Annotated in this window: 23 protein-coding genes; 7 read left to right on the plus strand and 16 right to left on the minus strand. The window is 40.5% G+C overall.

The window, feature by feature from the left end; all coding sequences use genetic code 11:
* Window positions 1–92: 92 nt before the first annotated feature.
* The 9 genes from NFS43_RS05455 to NFS43_RS05495 form a co-directional block, all read right to left on the minus strand.
* Window positions 93–1,751, minus strand: a complete 1,659-nt coding sequence (locus NFS43_RS05455; RefSeq protein ID WP_251550270.1) for a LolA family protein — start codon at window positions 1,749–1,751, stop codon at window positions 93–95.
* A gap of 17 nt (window positions 1,752–1,768) precedes the next feature.
* Complete coding sequence (locus tag NFS43_RS05460; RefSeq protein ID WP_251550272.1) at window positions 1,769–2,302, minus strand: RNA polymerase sigma factor; 534 nt, start codon at window positions 2,300–2,302, stop codon at window positions 1,769–1,771.
* A 173-nt stretch (window positions 2,303–2,475) separates the two neighbouring features.
* Window positions 2,476–3,471 (minus strand): ABC transporter substrate-binding protein, encoded by a 996-nt coding sequence (locus NFS43_RS05465; RefSeq protein WP_251550274.1) that lies wholly within the window; start codon window positions 3,469–3,471, stop codon window positions 2,476–2,478.
* A gap of 158 nt (window positions 3,472–3,629) precedes the next feature.
* Complete coding sequence (locus NFS43_RS05470) at window positions 3,630–4,010, minus strand: MmcQ/YjbR family DNA-binding protein (RefSeq protein WP_251550276.1); 381 nt, start codon at window positions 4,008–4,010, stop codon at window positions 3,630–3,632.
* A 21-nt stretch (window positions 4,011–4,031) separates the two neighbouring features.
* Entirely contained in the window at window positions 4,032–4,427 is a 396-nt protein-coding gene (locus tag NFS43_RS05475; protein WP_251550278.1) for a VOC family protein, read from the minus strand.
* 182 nt (window positions 4,428–4,609) lie between these two features.
* Window positions 4,610–5,530: a sensor histidine kinase gene (locus NFS43_RS05480; protein WP_251550280.1), complete on the minus strand. Its 921-nt coding sequence runs from the start codon at window positions 5,528–5,530 to the stop codon at window positions 4,610–4,612.
* 21 nt (window positions 5,531–5,551) lie between these two features.
* A complete protein-coding gene (locus NFS43_RS05485) occupies window positions 5,552–6,316 on the minus strand; it encodes an ABC transporter permease (protein ID WP_251550282.1) in 765 nt (254 codons plus the stop codon).
* A complete protein-coding gene (locus tag NFS43_RS05490) occupies window positions 6,309–7,232 on the minus strand; it encodes an ABC transporter ATP-binding protein (RefSeq protein ID WP_251550284.1) in 924 nt (307 codons plus the stop codon). The genes NFS43_RS05485 and NFS43_RS05490 overlap by 8 nt, the downstream gene beginning before the upstream one ends.
* Window positions 7,233–7,380: 148 nt before the next feature.
* Window positions 7,381–8,073 (minus strand): response regulator transcription factor, encoded by a 693-nt coding sequence (locus NFS43_RS05495; RefSeq protein ID WP_251550286.1) that lies wholly within the window; start codon window positions 8,071–8,073, stop codon window positions 7,381–7,383.
* Window positions 8,074–8,287: 214 nt separating this feature from the next.
* Here NFS43_RS05495 and NFS43_RS05500 point away from each other — a divergent pair, with 214 nt between their 5' ends.
* Both NFS43_RS05500 and NFS43_RS05505 read left to right on the plus strand, forming a co-directional pair.
* The gene (locus NFS43_RS05500) at window positions 8,288–8,683 is read left to right on the plus strand and encodes a CotD family spore coat protein (RefSeq protein ID WP_251550288.1); all 396 of its coding nucleotides are present in this window, start codon (window positions 8,288–8,290) and stop codon (window positions 8,681–8,683) included.
* A gap of 196 nt (window positions 8,684–8,879) precedes the next feature.
* A complete protein-coding gene (locus NFS43_RS05505; protein ID WP_251550290.1) occupies window positions 8,880–9,527 on the plus strand; it encodes a cupin domain-containing protein in 648 nt (215 codons plus the stop codon).
* Between the two features lie 128 nt (window positions 9,528–9,655).
* Here NFS43_RS05505 and NFS43_RS05510 read toward each other — a convergent pair whose 3' ends face one another.
* The 4 genes from NFS43_RS05510 to NFS43_RS05525 all read right to left on the minus strand — a co-directional run bounded on the left by NFS43_RS05510 (window position 9,656) and on the right by NFS43_RS05525 (window position 11,785).
* Window positions 9,656–10,117 carry a hypothetical protein gene (locus NFS43_RS05510; RefSeq protein WP_251550292.1) on the minus strand — a complete coding sequence of 154 codons (462 nt, stop codon included), beginning with the start codon at window positions 10,115–10,117 and terminating at the stop codon, window positions 9,656–9,658.
* Window positions 10,118–10,251: 134 nt separating this feature from the next.
* Window positions 10,252–11,043: a DUF817 domain-containing protein gene (locus tag NFS43_RS05515; RefSeq protein ID WP_251550294.1), complete on the minus strand. Its 792-nt coding sequence runs from the start codon at window positions 11,041–11,043 to the stop codon at window positions 10,252–10,254.
* A gap of 30 nt (window positions 11,044–11,073) precedes the next feature.
* The gene (locus tag NFS43_RS05520; protein ID WP_251550296.1) at window positions 11,074–11,292 is read right to left on the minus strand and encodes a helix-turn-helix domain-containing protein; all 219 of its coding nucleotides are present in this window, start codon (window positions 11,290–11,292) and stop codon (window positions 11,074–11,076) included.
* Window positions 11,293–11,302: 10 nt separating this feature from the next.
* Complete coding sequence (locus NFS43_RS05525; protein WP_251550298.1) at window positions 11,303–11,785, minus strand: DUF2975 domain-containing protein; 483 nt, start codon at window positions 11,783–11,785, stop codon at window positions 11,303–11,305.
* Between the two features lie 356 nt (window positions 11,786–12,141).
* On the opposite strand from NFS43_RS05525, the gene NFS43_RS05530 reads away from it, so the two are divergent.
* The 5 genes from NFS43_RS05530 to NFS43_RS05550 all read left to right on the plus strand — a co-directional run bounded on the left by NFS43_RS05530 (window position 12,142) and on the right by NFS43_RS05550 (window position 17,945).
* On the plus strand, window positions 12,142–13,884 hold the full coding sequence (locus tag NFS43_RS05530) for a sensor histidine kinase (RefSeq protein ID WP_251550300.1): 1,743 nt from the start codon (window positions 12,142–12,144) through the stop codon (window positions 13,882–13,884).
* A gap of 1 nt (window position 13,885) precedes the next feature.
* Window positions 13,886–14,671: a response regulator transcription factor gene (locus tag NFS43_RS05535; RefSeq protein WP_251550302.1), complete on the plus strand. Its 786-nt coding sequence runs from the start codon at window positions 13,886–13,888 to the stop codon at window positions 14,669–14,671.
* Window positions 14,672–14,774: 103 nt separating this feature from the next.
* The gene (locus NFS43_RS05540; protein WP_251550304.1) at window positions 14,775–16,082 is read left to right on the plus strand and encodes an extracellular solute-binding protein; all 1,308 of its coding nucleotides are present in this window, start codon (window positions 14,775–14,777) and stop codon (window positions 16,080–16,082) included.
* 74 nt (window positions 16,083–16,156) lie between these two features.
* Complete coding sequence (locus NFS43_RS05545) at window positions 16,157–17,035, plus strand: carbohydrate ABC transporter permease (protein ID WP_251550320.1); 879 nt, start codon at window positions 16,157–16,159, stop codon at window positions 17,033–17,035.
* A 16-nt stretch (window positions 17,036–17,051) separates the two neighbouring features.
* Window positions 17,052–17,945 (plus strand): carbohydrate ABC transporter permease, encoded by an 894-nt coding sequence (locus NFS43_RS05550; protein WP_251550322.1) that lies wholly within the window; start codon window positions 17,052–17,054, stop codon window positions 17,943–17,945.
* Window positions 17,946–18,035: 90 nt separating this feature from the next.
* Here the strand turns inward: NFS43_RS05550 and NFS43_RS05555 are convergent, their stop codons facing one another.
* From NFS43_RS05555 to NFS43_RS05565, 3 genes are all read right to left on the minus strand, one after another.
* Complete coding sequence (locus tag NFS43_RS05555; RefSeq protein ID WP_251550324.1) at window positions 18,036–18,656, minus strand: YesL family protein; 621 nt, start codon at window positions 18,654–18,656, stop codon at window positions 18,036–18,038.
* Between the two features lie 129 nt (window positions 18,657–18,785).
* Complete coding sequence (locus tag NFS43_RS05560; RefSeq protein ID WP_251550326.1) at window positions 18,786–19,772, minus strand: glycoside hydrolase family 43 protein; 987 nt, start codon at window positions 19,770–19,772, stop codon at window positions 18,786–18,788.
* Window positions 19,773–19,948: 176 nt separating this feature from the next.
* Complete coding sequence (locus NFS43_RS05565) at window positions 19,949–21,514, minus strand: hypothetical protein (RefSeq protein ID WP_251550328.1); 1,566 nt, start codon at window positions 21,512–21,514, stop codon at window positions 19,949–19,951.
* Window positions 21,515–21,748: the final 234 nt, after the last annotated feature.

Consider the following 21,748-nt stretch of genomic DNA (forward strand, 5'->3'; position numbering starts at 1 on the left):
ATTTATTACAATGTATGCCCCGATGATGTTTTGGTTCAAAACCGAATGGTAATCCTTTCCATTTTCTAAGCATAAATGATAGCCTGGATTATTTACTTTTCTAGGTTATAACCGACAACCGTCCATATTCCCGTGGAGTCCTGTCTGATGATCCGCTTTAAGTACACCTGTTTTATCGCCGTTTTATTACTGTTTACCTCAACAATGGCCGAAGTACCGTCGTTTTGAACTAGCTTAAGCTCCTTCTGGCTAATTGGGTAGTCACCTGTTATTCCCTGCGGTGAAATTTGCAAGCTCACAAAGACTTGGGCGGTAAATACAGCATCAAGCTTCCAAGGCGAATTTCCTGCATCCACACTTTTTTGATCATTCGCTTCAACCGCCAGGTCATATTGGACCTTAACCTGAGGCTCCATCGTGCTCTCATCACCTGCTGGCAGTTCAAAAGAACCGCCCGTGAATTCCTTGGTAAAGGAAACTAACTCCTCTAACGAAACACTGCCCGCCACTGCATATTCAAAACCATCCTGCTGCCAGCGGATCGAACTAACAGGCGTCATGCCTGCATAGAGGCCGCCGCCGCTTAGAATCCCAGTTTCTTCAAATATCGGTGATTGAATTTCTGCCGTTCTGTCTCCAACTTTCCCTAAAATAGAAGTGGGAACAGGTGTGAATTCTCCAGTTGATTTCCCTTGGACGACGATTAACTGTTTAATCGGATCCTGTGTTTGATAATAGATTTTTACAAGATTTTGCTTCGGAACAATTGCCAGCTTATCTTGAACCAGCCCATTCGGAAGCTTTTCTGCTGTCTTAGGGTAAAACCCAACAGCTTGTGCCGCTTCATTAAGGTCATTGACGAATTGCTCTGGATTGGTGTCAATTACCCTATAGCCCTCTGGAACCTTGTAAGCCAGCATCTGCTTTGGAATGCCCTCACTTACATCCAGCTGTGTATAAGTAACTTTATACTGAATGGCATTTTGCATCGCCGTTTGTTTTTGTAACGGCAGATTGGTTTGTTTGTCCACCCAGATTCGATACGGGGACCCGCCATTCGGAGTCACTTCGATCATGACAGCCGCTCTTCCCGCAATTTGGCTATCGCCCATCACTTTCGTCGAAATCGCCTGCTTCACCTCTTTAATTTCATTTCCCAGTTCAAACACAAAACGATAAGCATCAGGAAAGGCAGAAAACAGCTGCAGCTGCTTTTGATCATGCTGGATCTGCCATTTCTTTTCTCCATTATTGACCGTGACCATTCCTTGATTAGGACCAGCGATATTTTTGACATAATAATGCCCCTGTTTGTCCGCCCATACTTCTAGTTTCGCCTGGGTCACCGACTTGCCGGCTGCATTTGTTTCTACTATTTCCAGCATGCCATGATAGGCTTTGACTTCTTGATAAGCATTTTCCATCGCAAGAACAAGGTGACTGCTGCCTGATGGCAATAAGAAATTGACAATGAGAGCGAAAATGGCGGCAAGCGCAGCAATGCTCGAGATCCAAGCCCATTTCCTCTGTTTGGCACGAGGCTTATCGGCTTGTTTCTTTATAGCATGAGCTAATTTTTTCTTAAAATCGGCGTCCGGCATGGCCGGTTCTCTCAGGCTTCGGACCTTTTTGACTGTTTGAAAAAGCTCCTTTAGTTCCTCAGAATCCGTTGAATATTCATCTTCCAGCGGTTTTTGCTCCGCATTTAATCGATCAATATATTCGGATAGTTTCTGTTCGTTCTGCTTCATTTGTTTATCCCTCCTGTCTATTGATTATTTTTTAGGATATCGGCAAGCGCTTTTAATGCCCGATGCTGCATCACCCGTATCGTCACCTCGGTTTTATTCATGATTCTGGCCGTATCTGCAACCGAATGCCCTTTGATAATCCGTAACTGAATAACCGTTTGCTGTTCCTTTGTCAGCTGCTGCAAGCCGGCTTCAATGAAAATCCGTTCTGTACTCTGTTCTGCCAAGTCAGGACCTGGGGCCTCTGCCACAGGAAAGGAGTCAATATCCACAGTGGTTCCTCTCCGTTTTTTCGTTCGCCATCGGTCACGCAGAACATTTAAGGCTACCGTTTTTAAAAAACCGATATATTTATCTGGATGGACTCGGCCCCTTTGTAAATAAGAAATGGCTTTCATATAGGTCTCTTGGGTAATATCCTCAGCTTCCTCGCGATTTTGCACTTTATAATAAATGAATCGGTAGACAGCTTCCCATGTATTATGACAAATCTCTTCCATAAAATCGGCGCGGCTGTCATCTGGCTGCCGTCGATTCTTAAAATCAGGCATATGTTTTCCACCTTCTTTCTTTGCCAGGCTGCATTTCAATAATAACAACGTCTTTTTGCAGCATAGTGTTACAACGAAGTTTGCCATTTCTCTCTTAACTCTGCTTCTAAACTTTTGGTAATCAACAAAAATAACCTGCCCTATATAAGGCAGGTTACGGATAAATGCAGATTTTATTCTCCGACGATTTTGGCGTCCTTTAACATGTCCTCGGTTAAGGTAATCCCTTCTTCCTGAGCTGCCTTTTTGTTGATATACAGCTCGAGTTTTTCCGGGAAGCCCACAGGAATTTCACTTGGTTTTTTGCCTTTCAGAATATCCACCGCCATTTTTCCGGTAGAATAGCCAAGGTCATGGTAGTCCAATCCATAGGATGCGAAGGCGCCGCGTTTGACCGAATCACCTTCACCGGCAAACAATGGAATATCTTGGTCATTAGCTACCGTGATAACAGATTCTAGGGCGGATACGACTGTGTTGTCCTTTGGAATATAGATGACATCCACACGCCCAACCAGCGATTCGGCTGCCTGCTTCACTTCCGAGCTGGCTGTGATCGTTGTTTCAACGGAATCCAGCCCAGCCTCTTGTAAAGCAGCTTTCGCATTTTTGACATTGACTACTGAGTTAGGTTCACCATTGTTATAGATGATGCCCACCTTCTTGGCATTTGGAACAAAAGTCTTAATTGAAGCAACCGTTTTCTTGATGGCATCTGGATGTGTATCAGATGTCCCGGTTACATTACCGCCAGGCTTGTCCAAGCTTTTTACAAGCTCGGCCCCGACCGGATCCGTAATAGCGGTAAATAGGATTGGAATATCCTTCGTCGACTTGACTGCCGCCTGAGCACTGGCAGTTGCAATCGCCAAAATGACGTCATTCTTGTCTGCCACCAGGTTTTGGGCAATCGACATATTATTATTCATGTCCCCCTGGGCATTTTGATAATCCAGCTTCAAGTTTTTGCCCTCTTCATAGCCGGCATCCTTCAAAGCCGCAATAAATCCCTCTCGTGCGGCATCCAAAGACGGATGTTCGACAAGCTGGGTAATCCCGATTTTCACTGTCTTCTCTTTTGCTTCTCCCCCTGTTGCTTTGCTTTCCCCTCCGCATGCTGTGAGCAGCAATAGCAAACCACACAATAGCAGCGTTAATCTCTTTTTCATTTTCTTCCCCCTCATGGTTGTAAGAATTTCTTACAAATAATTCTTAATATTCAGATTCTATCATGTGCAGTTGTTCGGAACAACAGATATTTTCATGTCACTGCACTTTATCCTTTCCAAGGACAAAAAAAATAGCGCTAACCCCTGTATCATTAGGTTTAACGCTTTATTTTTTTATGCAGTTCTTCCCATTGCTTTACTAAGCGCTTTGGTGCCGCACGTAAATAGGCTTCTTGAATGAGATCGGCCAATTCCTCCCAAACTTTCCCGTCTGGATTTTGAATCGACACCCAGCCGTGATGCCCAATATAAGGGTTTTTGAAAAAATACTCTTTCTGCAGCAAGAATGCTTGCGTTTCCCGGTCCGACTTGAACGACAATCTGAATCCTTTCTCGTTCTCTCCCGAAATCACGAACGATTTTCCCTTGATTTTAAAAGTGTGGTGACCGAAACCATCAATATGTTCCGCCGCTTCAGGCAGTGCAAGACAAATACAACGCAGCTTTTCAAGCATGTCCGAATTGTCTTGTGATTTCATGTATTATCACCCTTCAAGATCCTACTTGGCATTCTCATCGGGCTGATGAATCCCGAATACATTGCCTTCCGGATCGATATAGTATCCCTGCCACGCCATTCCAGGCAGTGCATATTTGGGCATAGCAACCTTGCCGCCTTGTTCAAGAATCTTTACTTCAGTTGAATCATAATCTTCCACACCCATTGTGCAGGCAAATCCATTTAAAGCCTGTCCTGGCTCCGGAGGTGCACTTTGACGCTGCATTAAAGCCCCGTTGATCCCAGGCTCATTCTCATCTCCAGTCACTGCTCCAAAGTAAGGCATTCCCGCATATTCGCTCCAATCTTGAAACGACCAGCCGAATACCTCTCCATAAAATTTCTTGGCACGCTCCATGTCATTGACATGAATTTCAAAATGCACTAATCTTCCCATGATAACCTCCTGATTTAAAAATGAAGTCTATTGCTTCCAGCAAGCAGTCACTAATGTAGATTGGGGCATGTCCATGTTGATTTATCTTATTATTGGAGATTCTATGATGCTGTGAGTAGTTCCATTTTTTTGCTAAAGGGAATAGATTTCTTCTTTATTATAGGATAACCGACGGAATATATTCAATTTTCACAAAATATTTTTCCACTAATTACCCACTCACACTTCATATATATTTGGTGATCAATGAGCTCAGCGGTCAGTCTCCCATTCATTTTTTCCATTAAGCTTTTGGCAATTGGCAGTCCAAGGCCTGTCCCTTTTCCAGTCCTTGTTTGGTCCGCTTTATAAAAGCGGTCAAACATATGGTGGACATCCTGTTCATTCAGCTGATGAACCGAGTTGCTAATCGTCAATTGAACGGATGTCTGGCGTTTTTCCAGCTGGATGGCCACATTTCCGCTGGAATGCCGGATTGTGTTGACGATCAAATTTTCAATGACCCGTTTCACAGCAGATGGATCAGCCATAATGACAACATCCTGATCAGGAATATGAATTGTCGGTTCTACGTTTTTTTGATGAAATTCTTCATAGAATCCTACCAACACTTCCAAAACTAACTGATTTAATTTAATCCTTTCCGCTTTCACCGGATAATCGGTTTGCTCAATTACCGAAAGCTCGAAAAAATCTTCCAGCAGGACCTTCAATCTCTTAGCACTATTTTTAATAATTTGCGTATACTCTTTCCGCAGTTCCAAAGTGATTTCATCCGATTCTAGAAATTGAATATAACCCAATATGGAGGTCATGGGTGTACGAATATCATGTGAGATATGAGAGATCGCCTGTTTTAACTCGTTTTCACTTAAACGTTTTTCTGCCTGTGCTTTTTTGGTTAAATCAATCTGGATATTTATTTTCTTTGCCAGTCTCTCAAAATCCCTATCGAAATAGTGAATATCTATTTTCTTCTCAGTTTCATTTGTGTTTAATTCATGCAGCTGACGATCTGCTCTTTTGATTTCCTTTTTTAAAAAATAAAGACGGGTGAGAACATACACTAAAGCAATAATGGCTGATATCGTTATAAATAGCATACGGCTCCCCCTTTATTGTTCTTACTTAATTTCTTTTTTTCTAAAAATCAAACTTCCTAAAATCCCAAATACTAGGAATGTTATAATTGGCACAGCAATAAAAGTGAATATATCATTGCCATCCCAATGACCTATTTGATCAATCGTTAATATGGAGCCTTCTGTCATAAAGATTGAATGAGTAATGAAAGGTTCCAAAAACGTAACTTTCGCACCTATAAACTCTAACAAGCTTGGAATTAGAGCAAGGAATAAAATTAGAAATCCAATCGCCTTGCCACTGTCATTTAAAATGGTCGAGCACAGTGCCATAAAAGAGGCGAAAGCTGCTTCATAAAGCGCAAGCAATCCGATTGTTTGAAAGAAAAATGACCATTGGGGCATAACATTGAAACCCGAATAAACAGCGCTGGCACCCATCATAAAAATCGGCAGGATTAATAAAATGATGATGGATCCAATCGAAAATACAGTCAGCTTCGCAAAATACAGTCGTATTCTACTATGACCTGAAGAAGCAATACTCTTCATTGTTCCCATCGAATATTCACTTGCTATAAAGAAACCTGCTAATATGGCTGGCAAAAGATGAACAATCTGAGTGTTAATAGAAAGAATATCCCCTCGGTAGAAGTCATTTCCATTAGGTAATTTAGTATTTTCTCCAAATGGGTGCAGAAGATCAAGAGGATACAGTACAGCGAAAGCAAGCAGGAATAATATTAGTACCCAAAAAGATCGATCTTTTCTTAATTTATACCATTCCGTTTTCACAAGATTACCCATGCTGTACACCCCCGATGCGTTTGGTAAAGTAGGTTTCTAAATCTTCTCCCATTGGCATAAATTCTTCAATAATCAGTCCCTCATCGGTGAGTGCTTTTGAAACAATCCCTGGTGACTCTGCATGGGCAAACAGTTTAATCGCGCCATCCGGCATGACTTCATAATCCGCTGAACCAAATTGGCTTTCCAAAACGGTAGCGGCTTTGTTTGGATCGTCGACTTTAATATGCAAGTAGTGCTGGCATTTTTCATGGAGCTCTTTTGCCGATAACTGCTCTAACAATTCTCCATTATGAATAATTCCATAATCGGTGGCCAATAAATGAAGCTCGCTTAAAATATGGCTTGAGATTAAGATCGTTATGCCATATTCCTGATTCAGCTTTTTTAATAATTCTCGTATTTCGACGACTCCCATGGGATCCAATCCATTGATCGGCTCATCGAGAATCAAAAATTCAGGGTCTCCAAGAAGGGCGATGGCCAGTCCGAGGCGCTGTTTCATCCCTAAAGAAAAATTCTTGGCTTTCTTTTTTCCTGTATCCCGCAATCCTACTAGAGTAAGTGTTTTCTCAATGCATTCCTTTCCAGGGATTCCTTTTAAAAGCCGATGGGCTTCTAAATTTTCCGCAGCGGTCATATTGGGATATAAAGCGGGGCCTTCAATAATTGTTCCAATTCGTTTTCTTGCTTTGTTCAGCTCCCGCTCCGTGCTCTTGCCGAATAACTCCATCGTCCCAGTTGTTGGATTGCCCAGTCCGCATACGAGGCGAATCGTCGTTGATTTTCCCGCCCCATTTTGTCCAATAAATCCATAAATCGATCCCTTTTTGATCGATACATTTACTTTATTCAAAGCCATTTTATTCTGATATTTCTTCGATAAATGATGGGTTTGAAGCACATACTCAACCATATCGTTTTCCTCCCTATATCATTCTAAACCAGCATGTCCAAAAATAATGGCAATCCACCATCCGTTTGGACGTCTGTTTCATGTTGGATACTCTATTACTATAAGAAGGAAATACTAAGAAACTCTTAAGGAGATTCTTAAGAAAACCTTAAGTTTTTAGCCTGTAGCCCAATCCCCATATCGTTTCAATATATTCTTCCTGAGAATTCGCTTTGGCAAGCTTGTTTCTGATATTGCTCATATGAACATTAATGGTATTATCATCCCCATAAAATTCCTCCTGCCACACACTCTCGTACAAATTTGCTTTGGTGAACACCTTCTTGGGGGAGGCCATCAGCAAAAACAAAATCTGATATTCCAGCGCTGTTAATTTGAGCTCCTTCCCATTCACGGACGCCAGTTTAGCATCTGTATCAAGGACGAGATCTTTGTGGCAAATCTGATTGGCACTTGGCAACTCTGCCACCCGCCGATATCTTCTTAAGCAAGCATCGATTCTGGCCGAAACCTCTTCAATATCGAAAGGCTTTGTAATATAGTCATCCGCTCCAGCCCGTAACGCCGCAATCTTGGTCTGGGTTTCCAGCTTGGCTGAAATAATCAAGACAGGAACATCGCTCTCTTCTGTCACCTTCCTGAGGATTTCTTCGCCTGACAACCCAGGGAGCATGAGATCCAGCAAGATTAAATCCCATTTTTGCTGTTCTAAATAAATCACAGCCTCCGTCCCAGAGTAAGCGGATTTCGCTGTATAGCCATTTTTGCTGATAATATTGCAAAGTAATCGATTAATATCTTCATCATCTTCAATGACTAAAATATTGATGGCAGTCTTCATCTTATTCATCCTCAGCATTTTTTATCATTATCATTCAATGAAATAAATCCAATGTCAAGAATCGAAGGCCTAAATGGGCAGTTTTTATAAAATGATTGTCTACTAGAGGTGGAGGCATTTCATTGATTTTTGTAAAATAATATTTTTGTCTAGGACAACCCCTCTTCTTAAAGAATACGATATTATTGATTCCTATTGAATGGAGGTGATATGGATGGGCCGTGAAAGATGGTATAGAGATGAGGATCCATTTATCCAAAGGGCAACTAGCATGAGTAATAGTAACAACAATGGATCTAATGCTGTCGCTGGTGCCGAGGATATCGATGACTTAAATGATTCCAATGGCTTCAATGGTGACGGAGACGAGGTGGAAACAATCGTTTCTCCTACAGAAACAATCGTCAATCGTACAACCAATCGTCGTACAGTTAGGCGTGTACACCCAACTCATATAGTAAATGTCAATCGAAATATTACAAGAATTGAAAACTTTTATCCTGTAACAGAATCAGTAAAAAATATAAATGTGGTAGAGGAATTTGATTGCGGAAGCGATTTACGAAATCCACGCTGTAAACCGGTAAAGAAACGCAAACGACATTGCTAACCGAATTGCTAGAGCCAGCACGAAATATTTTGGCCATATCCTAGCGATAGTTTGAAGCATCCTTCGGGGTGCTTTCTTTTTTTCTGCTTAATTGGTCAGCGGAATACTCTCCTGAACTTCATCCCCGTTTTTTTGCACCAAACAAATTCCACCTGCATAACATGCCTATAGGTTTTTGATGAAAAGAGGTGAAAAAATGGCTTCCTATATGGATTACACATCACCATCAGCTCAATTCGCTTTTGACGTTAATAAAAGCACTTTGTTTAAGAAAGACAACCAAAACTATATCAATATATTAGGAATCCAACAGTTGAATACATTGGAAAATGTATCTCTGTTAGATATTTTTCTTAGTACAAATAATGTGGTGGAACCGCACTATCACCAAAATGCCGCTGAACTCGTTTATTGTATTTCTGGCACTGCGACCGTCTCAATCCTGAATCCCTTTACGAAACAAATAATGAATTATACGATTGCACCCGGACAAGTCGCTAACGTTCCACAGGGCTGGTGGCATTATGAAGTGGCCTTAGTGGACCACACCCACCTTTTGGCCATTTTTGACGCTCCCACCCCGGAAGTGATTTTAGGTTCTGATCTTTTGAAATTTACTCCTGCCTCGATCATGGCGCATACCTATTGTCTTGATGAAAATCTTTGGGAGCAGGCAATCGCGCCCGTTACCCCCTCCACCTATATCGGTCCCTATATAGACTGCAACAAAGGAAAGGCAAATATTCCTCTCCCATCTGTCCAGCAGCCGTATCAACACCTTGGATTCATTCAACAATACCGCCAAATTCCCTATTCCCAGCCGTATCAACCGTATTGGGGCTAACGAAAAAAGGGACTGTCCAAAAATCAAAGGGGTCAGATACCACACCACAATATATAGATGTGTTTTTTAAACGTCTGCCGATTGGTCTAAGCGTGGAGTCATCCCCCTTGATGTACAGCCCCCTTTAATCATGTCTCCCTCTTGTCTTGCCATTTGAAATAACCATAAATGATGGCTGCTTCAATCACGAAAAGGATAAATCGTTGCCAAGGAGCAATTTTAACCAGTGTATAAATCCCCAAAATATCTTGGAGCAAATAGTGCATAGGGAAAACCGCAAACATAAAATCCAATAGGATATTGATAACAAGATACACCCAGAACCTTCCATAGGTAAAATGAAAAATCCATAAAGTTATTACAGGAAAACCACCGAGAATACCTGCAGCAAACAACGGACGCAATGAAGGAAATATCGCTTCATTAATGACCCAATGTTTTTCATTAAAGGCGTAAACATTATATAGCACCATTAAAAAGGTTGCAAAGATGGCTGCAGGCATAAAGCGTTTGATATCTTCTTTCTTTAAGAAAAATAAGGTTAACCATGGTCCAATGAAGATTACCCATAAAATAATTTTATTTAACATTCATTCTCACCCTTTTTATCCGGTTGACAGTAGGGTGGTCTAGCATGGAACACCTTATTCATATAGTTGGATTAATTTACAAAAAATACGTAAAGTGTAAATTTCCTTCCCAAAACTTAACCTTTAAAAAAGGGTTATAAATTGGGACTGGTGCCAATTCCTTTAGAAAATGTCCCCTTCACTTGCTTTAACGTCGCAACGATCAGAAAGCTAACAATTACTAATAAGAGCCATGAACTCACCTTTCCTACATGTACAAGACTCCACGCTTCAGTTTGGTTTGGATATTCCCACGCACCAAAAAACGTTGCGATATTTTCCGCTATCCAGATAAAAAATCCAATTAGCACGTAAGAAAGGGCAAGCGGCATCCGATAGCGGGTTCTATTCACCTCGTATGTGACCCACGTTCGCCAAAAGACGATTACGACAAGTCCAGATAGCCACCAGCGGATGTCAATCCAATAATGGTGAGTGAAAAAATTCAAATAAATCGCAGCCGCAAGAGGGACAACTACTAAAAGCGGCGGCCACTTGACCAGTTCTACTCTTAGTCTTCTCCAAGCCTGGCAAAGATAACTCGCTACACTAGCGTACATGAATCCGCTATACAAAGGCACCCCCCAAATTTTGAAATATCCTTCCTCTGGATAGGTCCAAGAACCCATATGTGTCTTGAAAAGTTCAAGCGCCAGCCCAATAAGGTGGAACAAGGTGATAACCTTTAGTTCATCCCATGTCTCAAGCCCAAAACGCACCATCCACCACTGCATCAGCAGACAGATAAAGAGCAGCCAATCATACCTTGGCAGGAAGGGAAGCGTCATGATTTTTGTAAGAGCCAAAGAGGCAAAGATAACAACTGGGAACAAACAGGATAGGGCCTGCTGCCATCCAAAACAAATGAGTTGTTTTAGCGCCCTCATAATTTGCGCCTCCCCGTAGTTTTTCTGTTGTTATTGGGTTTCTTCCTCACTTCGGTATTCTAATATATCGCCAGGCTGGCAATCTAAAGCCTTACAGATTGCCTCTATAGTGGTTAAACGAATCGCCTTCGCCTTCCCATTTTTCAAAATAGATAGATTTGCCATGGTGATTCCCACCCTCTCCGACAGTTCGGTTACGCTCATTTTCCTTTTTGCCAGCATTACATCAATATTGATTATTATCGCCATTATATTCACCTCAGACCGTTAAATCATTTTCTGATTTGATATCGATTGCTTCTTGCAACAGTCTTTGGAGCACAGCAGCAAAGACGGCAATTACTACTGAAGCAAAAATAATGACCAGCCCAATCAATATGATACCCGGGGCGTCATCTCTCTCCGCAATGAGATAATAGAGCGGCATGCCTGCTGCAATCAAAGCACTGATTGTGACAGCACAGTATTTAATCTTCTTTAAAGCCCTCACAGATAGTTCCGAAAAGGCTTTATTCTTGTCAATATAGCTTAGAAGAAGAAAGGCTTGATACAAAGCAAAGTAAAAGGGAATTGCAGCTGCATACAAATCGATAAAAATGAGATATTTTATATAGGCATGCTCTGGGTACAATTCTGCTGCATACTTGGCAATCTCAGGAACCAAGAAGATGCACAAGGCAAGAATCGGAACTCCGATCAGAATTACAGCTATCTTTAAAAAGAGCGTTGAAACTTGTTTCATCAAAAGCACCTCACATAATGATTGTCAATTTGAATTTAACATACAGTTTATCGTTTTTCAATAAAAAAATATTGAATCATACTATATAATTGTTGTTATAAATTATCCTTATTAGACAAAGCCCACCGTTTGCAATAGATTTTCTCTTTCCTAAGACCAATCCTAGATTATCAGTTACATAAACAAGATTTCTAACTCTTCCCTATAATGATAAAATGATAGCAGGAATAAGTTCCTGCCTGGTTAGGAAAATCCTAATAATCATGGATGCGATTCCTCCGAATAGACAGCGGTTACATCAAATAAGATATAATAAGGTTACTAGCTAACTTTTCCAAAAGAAAGGCGACCAATCAATGCTGAATCGGCTAAAAAAATGGAATACATTACGGAACCAAATTTTGTTTATCTTCTTACTTGTCATGATCATTGTTCTATTAATCGTCAGTCTTCTTACATTGAGACAGGTTTCCTCTTTGCTGAAAAATAATGCTGAAAAGCAAATCCAACAAGTAGCCATTGAAGCAACCGGCCGAATCGATTCACTCTACGAGCAAATTAATATGTCCTCAAAACTTGTCATAACAGATGAGGAGGTCCAACAGGTTTTAACAGAGGTCCATCATGGAAAAGAAGTATCCTTTAGCGACCGGCAGCGTTTAATGGGGCATATTAACAGAATTATGGGCAATACCGATGGAATCTTTTCCTTTCAGCTCTTTTCCGGCAATCAGCAGCGCATTCTACCTCTTGATGAAAGCCCTTTAACCAACCAAATTGATCAGAAGTGGGTCGATCAAGTAAAGGAAGCAAAAGGCAAAATGGTTTGGATTGGAGAGGATCCCAATGACAAAAACTACTTTCTTGCCATTCGCAGAATCAATTTAATAGAAAAGCAATATCAAAATGGCGGCTATCTCCTCATTAGCATCAACCGTGACCATTTTCATTTTGCCAATGAAAAATACGAGAACAATCAATATTCCATCCTCTTGGATCAAGACCAAAAGCCCATCATCCAAAACTATCAGGGTGACATATCCGGCATCATTAAAAGTGATAAAACGATGGTTCAACTTAATCAGCTGGATTACATAGTGACAAAGCAGTCGTCCAAACTCACAGGCTGGACCGTCCTTATTTTGACCCCTGTAAGTGAACTTACAAAGGGAATATCAGGGATTAGGACAGGCATTATTTTATCCGGAGTGGTTGGCATGTTTATTTTTACCATTAGTTCCTTTTTCCTATCCACTATCATCACAAGACCCATCTTAAGATTAACCAAAACAATGCAGCAGGCAGGAGAGGGTTCATTGACACTGAATCCAGATATTTCTTCGGTAACAGAACTAAGGGAACTAAACAGTACCTATAATCAGCTTGTGAAAGAAACCAATCATTTAATCCAGATGGTTTATCAAAAAGAAATCCTGCGCAACCGCAGTGAATTGAAGGCCCTTCAGGCACAAATTAATCCACATTTTCTCTTCAATACATTAGACGCACTCCATTGGTCACTGGAAGAAAAAAATCAAGAGGAGTTTTCTGAAATTGTTTTAGCGATGTCAGATTTATTTCGTTATACCATTACAAAAGAAACCGATGATGATTGGGTATTTTTAAAAGAAGAATTGAAGCATATCGAGGATTATATGGAAATTATGAAAATGCGCTTCGGCAACAGACTACAATGGAAAATCTCTTTCCCGCAAGAATATGAACTTGTTAAAATACCGAAACTCATCATTCAGCCTTTAGTAGAAAATGCTATCTTGCATGGAGCGGGAAACAAAGTGGGAAACTGCCAAATATCCGTAATAGTTGAACCTATTATCCAGGACAACAAGGAATCCATTCGCATCTCAGTCCAAGACGATGGTTCTGGAATCGGCAAAGAGCGGCTAGACTGGATTATCCAATCAATGAAAACTGGCGGCACATCCTCTCTGAATGGAACAGGGATGGCCATTTCAAATGTCTACAAACGCTTAAAATTACATTACCATGGAAGTACACTTCCAGACCTTTTGATTGAGAGCAAGGTAAACGAGGGAACAAAAATTTCGTTTAATTTACCGGTGGATGGGGGGGAATAAAATGTTTACTAAAAATATCGTAATCGTGGATGATGAACCACGGACAAGGGAAGGCTTGCACAGAACACTGGAAAGCTGGAATAATGGTGAATTTTCCATTCTTAGTGCACAAAGCCATGAGGATGTTCTGCGGATTGCAGAGAAACAAAAAATTCATATTTTGCTATCTGATATCCGGATGCCCCAGATGACAGGATTGGAACTATTGAAAACTATGAAAGAAAAAGGAATCAATCCGGTGGTCATTATTATTTCTGCATACTCCGAGTTTGAGTATGCCCAGGAAGCATTAAGACTCGGTGTCGTGAATTATCTTTTAAAACCGATTGGGAAAAAGAAATTAATCGAAGCAGTTGAAGAGGCCGTCAAGGTGCTGGAAAAGCAAGTAAGAGCCGGGATGATTGAAAGAGTCGTAGATGAAAAAATAGTCGATGCCAGCACTAATATCGATTCAACCAAAGACACCATCCGCAAGGCTATTCGTTATATTGACCAGCATTTGAAGGATGACTTGACCCTAAAAGATGTGGCGGCACATGTCCATTTAAACCCCAGTTATTTTAGTGTGCTGTTTAAAGAGCAAGTGAATCTCAATTTTAGTGAATATGTGACAAGACGCAGAATCCAGCGGGCAAAGGAATTAGTGATTTCAACCGATCTGCCGATCAGCGAAATTGCTGAGGAGGCCGGTTATAAAACGGCCAAATATTTTATTAAGATTTTCAAAGAATTGGAGGGAATGACGCCTAGTGCTTATCGAAAAGCGAACAATGAAAGGGCTTTCTAAAAAAAGTAGTATTTTTCCTAATCATCGTTCCCTTTTTTGATATTTTCCCCGGTGGTAGACTTTAATTGTAACACATAGACAACAATTAAGGGGGTTTTGGTTGATGAAAAAGAAAGCGTTTTCCGCATTGCTGTCATTGGCATTAATGGGCGGAATAGTTTTAGGCGGGTGTTCATCATCGTCCAGCTCATCTGATGATTCAGGTAAGTCAAGCGGCGGCAAAACAGTCGTCAAGATGATGCATTTATGGCCGGAAGGAAGTTCAAAGGCACAGTTTACCATAGTGGATGACATTATCAAAGACTACGAAAAAGCTAATCCTGATGTAGACATTCAGACAGAAATCTTAGGAAATGAACAGTACAAGGAAAAAATCAAGGTGTTATCTGCCTCCAATGAACTTCCAGACGTTGGGATCACTTGGGCGGCTGGATATATGCAGCCTTTCGTCGAAGGAAATATGTTTGCCCCATTAGATGATATTGTACAAAAAGATCAATTCGTTGCTGGTACACTTGATGCATTCTCCGTTGACGGAAAACCATATGCTTTACCTCTTGAATTGAACATTACCCCAGTTTATTACAACAAAGAAATTTTTAAAAAATATAACTTAGAGGTTCCTAAAACATATGATGAGTTCTTAAAAGTGGTAAAAACACTGGCTGATAATGGTGTTACCCCAATCACTTTAGGAAACAAAGACCGCTGGACAGGATCGATGTGGTTTATGTACCTGGCAGACCGCATTGGCGGGCCTGAAGCATTAAACAATGCCATCAATCGTACCGGAAGTTTTGAAGATCCAGCTTTAGTTAAAGCTGCTGAAGAAATTACCAAGCTTGTGGATATGGGGGCATTTGTAAAGGGATTTAACGGATTATCAAACGATGAGGCAAAAGGTTACTTTATGAATGAACAAGCAGCTATGTATTTGATGGCGACTTGGGAATTGCCAAACTACACCACCAGCCCTGATGTATCTCAGGAATTTAAAGATAAAATTGGCTACTTCAAATTCCCAACCTATGAAGGCGGAAAAGGGAATATTGACAGCTATGTAGGCGGCCCAGGAGTTGGCTTATTCGTATCTGAGCAATCAAAGGTAAAAGAGGAAGCTAAGAAATTTGTTGCTTACTTAGTAGAAGAATGGGGCAAGCGCTCTGTCGTGGACGCTGGGGTTATTCCTGCTACAGTAGTAGACACATCCTCTGGCGATCTTGACCAAATGTACATTGACATTCTGAATGATTTAGGAAATGCGACGAACCTGACACTTTATGCGGATGTTCAAATGTCTGCCAGCGTGGCGGATGTTCACTTAAACCAGATTCAAGCATTATTCGGCGGTCAAACAACTCCTAAAGAGTTTGCCAAGACACAAGAAGAAGCTCTTGCTGCTGAAGAATAATACTTGCATAGAATGAGGGCATATTGCTAAAAAATATGTCCTCTTCTTTATAGAAAGGAAGGGGACCAACCAACATGAACAAGGTAATGTCGAATAAATTCGTGATCGCCCTTTATACGCTTCCAGCGTTACTTCTCATCCTAGTCCTAATCTATATTCCCATTGCATTATCCGGTTATTACGGTCTCATGGATTGGAATGGAATTGGCGAGATGAAATTTATCGGATTGGAAAATTATATCACCTTGGTACAGGATAAAGTGTTCTGGACAAGTACATGGCATTCTTTTCTATTAGCCATTTTTTCCACGGTAAGCTTACTTCTATATTTAGCGGTTTCCCTGGTTTTAGCCAGTAAAATTAAGGGTTCTGATTTATTGCGGAAGATTTATTTAATTCCCATGTTATTATCCTCCGTTGCCATCGCCCAGCTTTGGATGAAGATTTTCGATCCGACAAACGGAATGGCCAATAAATTGCTTGAGTGGTTTGGCATGGAAAATACACCGATTTGGCTGGCAGACCCAGCCATCGCGCTTTACGCCATATTCATACCAGTTATTTGGCAATACGCAGGATTTTACATTCTTATTTATTACGCTGCCTTAAAAAATGTACCAGATGAAGTGATAGAAGCTGCGAAAATAGACGGGGCCAATCCACTGCAAATTGCGATTAAGATTAAACTGCCGCTGATTTCTGGCGTATTTAAGGTAACCATTATGCTGGCAGTCGTTGGATCTTTAAAATATTTTGACCTGATTTATGTGATGACAGGCGGAGGGCCAAATGGAGCAAGTGAAGTAATGGCCTCCTATATGTACAAAGAAGCGTTCAAGTTGAATCACTTCGGTTATGGCAGTGCTATCGGGTTTGGACTATTAGTCATCTGTATGTTGATGACTTTGTTAACTTCGAAACTAACGAAATCTAATGATGATGTTCAATATTAAGGGGGAGTGAGACAAGATGAGTGACCTTAGCACACAACAGGAAACAACGAACCTTTCTGTATCCAAGAACACGAAGAAATCTGCCCTGAACAAAATCGGATTTGGATTTCTTTATCTAATATTAGGGTTATTTGCTGTGATTCAGATCTACCCATTAATCTGGCTGGTCTTCTTTTCACTGAAAACCAATCAAGAAGTGTTTGGGATGTCTCCTTTCTCTTTGCCGCAAGACCCGCAATGGGGCAACTATACAAAAGCATGGACTTCTGGAAATATTGGTCTCTACTTTTTTAACAGTATCTGGATTACCGTATTATCCGTCGTCCTAACCATTATTCTTGCTAGTTTCGTAACATTTGCCGTTACACGGATGAATTGGAAATTAAGCGGCCTAGTTCTCGGATTATTTTTAGTCGCCTATATGATTCCATTACACTCGACATTAATTCCTTTGTTCAATATGTATAACTCTGTCAATTTAATTGATAATCCTGCTTCCATTGTCATTTCGTACACGACTTTTAACTTGCCGTTAACCATAATGATTTTACTAGGGTTTTACAAAACGTTTCCACGTGAAATTGAAGAAGCTGCGATAATGGATGGCTGTTCGGTTCACCGGCTCTTTTTCAAGATTACCCTGCCAATGACCATACCTGTTCTATCCACAACAGCGATTATTAATATGATTTATAACTGGAATGAATTCGTCTTTGTCAATACATTCATCAGCTCTGACCATTGGAAAACTTTAACCGTCGGGATCAATAACTTCGTAGGGCAATATTTGACAGATTGGGGTGCCATTGGCGCCACACTCGTGATCAGCATTGTGCCAATTCTAATTACCTTCCTATTCTTAAGTGATAAGATTGTGGAAGGCATGGCCGCAGGGTCTGTCAAGGGATAATGAATCAAGGCGAAAGTTACACAAAAAAGACAGATAAGGAGTAATCTAGTTTTTCAAAGAATACTTCCCTATCTGTCTTTTTTGGATGGGCTAGGCCTGCTGTTTTCTTTTGTCTACTTTTTTGAAAACAAGGAAGCACGCAGCCATTATAATTGCTGCCGAGAGGCTGCCGCCGAAGAAAAAGCCCAAACCTGGAATGAACTTTACGATAAAAAAGACGGCAGCCGTCCCAGCAAGCATGACGAGATTTTCCAACGGGTGAATGAGCATCATGAAAAATGAATTTTTAATCAACTGGGAAAGTTTTAGCTCATAATGGACATATACCGGGAACAAGTAAAGGATCGTCATGACGACAGCAAACATAAACAGGTATAGCGGAATTTGAATCGCACTTATAAAGTTACTCCCTGCATTTCTCAAGAAAACTAAGTCAAGAACCATCAGTCCCACAGCTGCCGCGATAATGAGTCCTAACCCATTGCTTCTAAGAAACTCCGACTTATATGTTTTCCAATAACTACGGAAAATGGGAATGTCCGTGTCACCCATCATCCATTTTCGTATAATCGCAAACATCGATATCGTGGCTGGAAAGAATCCAAGGACAACCAGACCTAACAAAGAAAATCCCATCCATAATAGATTAATATAAGCGAATTTCGCAATCCATTCCGTCGCAGCATAGGCCCGATTTACCGTTTTATTCATCCAATCCCTCCGAAGAGAAGCACCATTTATTCCTATTATAAAACGTTAGCTGAAGGTTTGTATATTCAATAAATTAAGCGCTATCAAAAAGAGCTGGCCCCAACTAAGGAAAGCCAGCCTTTAACCAAATTATTTATCCCCATATGGGTTAATCGTTTGAATCGTTCCGTCTTCGTTATAGGTTAGTTCCGTATATTTTACAGACCGCTTATGGTCCACGCCGCCTGATAACGAGCAATCATGATAGAACAGATACCACTTATCGTTAAATTGAACGATTGAATGATGCGTGGTCCAGCCGATTACAGGCGTAAGTATAGTACCTTTGAACACAAATGGGCCCTGTGGATTTTCACTTACAGCATAAACAATTTTATGAGTGGTCCCGGTAGAATACGAAAGATAGTAAAGGCCATTGTATTTATGAACCCATGGGCCCTCGAAATATCTTCGGTCTTCATCACCTGCCAGAATCGGATCTCCGTTTTCATCCACTATGGAGATTTCCTGCGGTTCCGATTTAAAAGTCAACATATCATCATTTAATTCAGCTGCTCTTGGTCCTAAAGCAGGTTCTGCAGGAGCCGGTCCTTCAGCAGCCGGGATAAATGTTCCTGTCTGCCACTTTTCCAGCTGTCCTCCCCAAAGCCCGCCAAAATAAACATAAGCTCTGTCGTCATCATCCACTAAAACCGCTGGATCGATGCTGAAGCTGCCAGGTATGTAATTTTCCTCTGGCTTAAAAGGTCCTGCAGGATGAAGGCTAGTCGCGACGCCGATTCTAAAAATGCCTTCTTTATCTCTCGCTGGGAAAAATAAATAATACAGGTTGTTTTTGTAAGCAGCATCAGGTGCCCAAAGCTGTTCGCTTGCCCATGGAACATCTCTTAAATGAAGCGCTTCCCCATGGTCTGTACATGGTCCCTCCACATCATCCATGGATAAAACATGATAATCCTCCATGGCATATTGGTCACCATTGTCATTAGATGGTCCATCATGGTCAAGATCATGAGAAGGATAGATATATAGCTTTCCTTCAAAGGCATGTGCTGAAGGATCTGCCGTAAAAATATGTGTCACTAAAGGTTCATTAGGTTTAGAATTTTTCCCCATAAAATCCTCCGATAAATGTTATGGTTCCTTACCAATTTATTATAACTTTAGTCACCCGACTTTGTATAGTCAAACAACTAACTTTTTTAGGTTAGGGTTCCTGAAGGAGGGAGCATTACTTCATCATTAATTAAACGATGTTTTAACTTGAAATCCAGTTTGTGAAACTTGGCCATTCACTCTGTCATCCATTTATAGATTTCTACTGTCGTCTTCTCCACATTGCTTTGGCCGTTTAAGTAAAATAGAGGTGTTCCTGTTCTGCTTAATTCTTTCATAATTTTTTTATAAAATGCATGGGAAAAGACCGCTGTATTAATAAAGACAGCATCCACGCGCTGGATCTTCGAAATATCCCTATTCAATAATGAAACATCCACAAATTCGGCATTTGGTAAAAATGCTTTTAATTTTTGCTGCCAAATGGGATAGCCCCCAAATATGAAGATTTTCTTTGACTGAATGTATTCTTTCATGATTTCTATTGATGGGGTTTTAGAGAAATGGCCATCATTCTGTTCGTCTCTAAAGACATAATCTCGAAGGGCATGTACCTCCTCGCTATAGTCCTCCATCTCTTCGATCTGCTGTTCTAATTGACGGATTTTTACCTGAGCCTCACGGAGTTCCTGGCTTAATCCGTCAATTTCTTTCTGCTTCCTTTTAACAGTCAGCTGCCATTCCTGCTTCCTTTTAAACAGGTCGGCCTTTTGTTCATTAATCTGGATCTCTTTCCATTTCATTTCCTGATAATGATCCAGATTTGATTGAGATAAATACAATTGCTTCGTTTCATGGTACTGGGAGCTAAGACATTTTAAATAAAGGCAGCTGATAAAAAACAAATCCTGTTCTTCTTTTGAAATCGAATTATATTTCTTGGCATATACCATTTCTAAAAAGGCCATATCCAGATCTTTCTTCGTCATGGGCGTTTTTTCAGTCGCATCCATCTCATGAATATTGAGTGCCTTTAGCCAGCCGCCCAATGCCCCGATAAATTTCCCCGGCGTGTCTTTAAATACTTGTTCCTCAGCCTGCTCCGTGCCACAATGAGGGGCTGTTTCAACAATTCTTTTTACATTTTCGCTGAGCAGATATTCTAGAAATACTCCTAAGGATTCAAAATTGGGCTTTTTAGGTATGTTATATTCCTCATAAAGTTGATCGATTTCCTCATTGTGCTTTTCCACCATCTCAGATGAGAACAAGCTTTTTTGCAAGGGAATCTCGTTAATGGAGGACCTTAATACTTTCTGGAAGGATTGCCAGGCAATATTTCTTGTATTAATTGGTTTATGTTCTCGTACACAGAGGTACCAAAGAACAATATTTTGATAGATTAATTCAATTTCCTTCATTATTTTATTTTTATGTCTTTTGGCAAAGCTTCTCATAAACTTTTCAAAATCCATATGTGTTTGCCGCTGTGAATACTGATAAGCAAATTTGTAACCTTTTTTAATCAGTTGATCAAGCGGGGCAAACTGTTTGGAGGTGGCGCACCATTCAATAATCCCCGCCACTTTTCTGATTTTTTCTTCATTTTTCGTCGTATACATTGAAAATAACGGATTTCCTTTTTGGCCGCTCTTTCGGTAGGCTTCATAGTATTCCCGTTCGTTTTTTTGGTAGCACTCATCGATATAGGGATGTAAATACGAATTGCAGCCTAAGGCAATACATAAAAATTGGTTTAATATCTCATGATCCTGCGGTAGTTTGCCTATTGGATACGACATTAGGTCCTCTCGCCTCTTCTATTGAACTATTTTTAATGCTGCATAAAGCTTTCTACTCTATTACTAGTTTAAATGGCAGTTAAGAATATGAAAATGCATTTTATCACATTCGTGCCATTTTCGTTTACTTTTGTTAAGTCTTGTTATGTTTTGTTAAGTTTTTCACGTCGTATATTGTCAGAAAATTACCATAATAATTAGTTGAGTTACTAATTTCAAAATGTTACCATTTTA

This window comes from Neobacillus muris (assembly GCF_943193175.1).
Classification (GTDB): Bacteria; Bacillota; Bacilli; order Bacillales; family Cytobacillaceae; genus Neobacillus; species Neobacillus muris.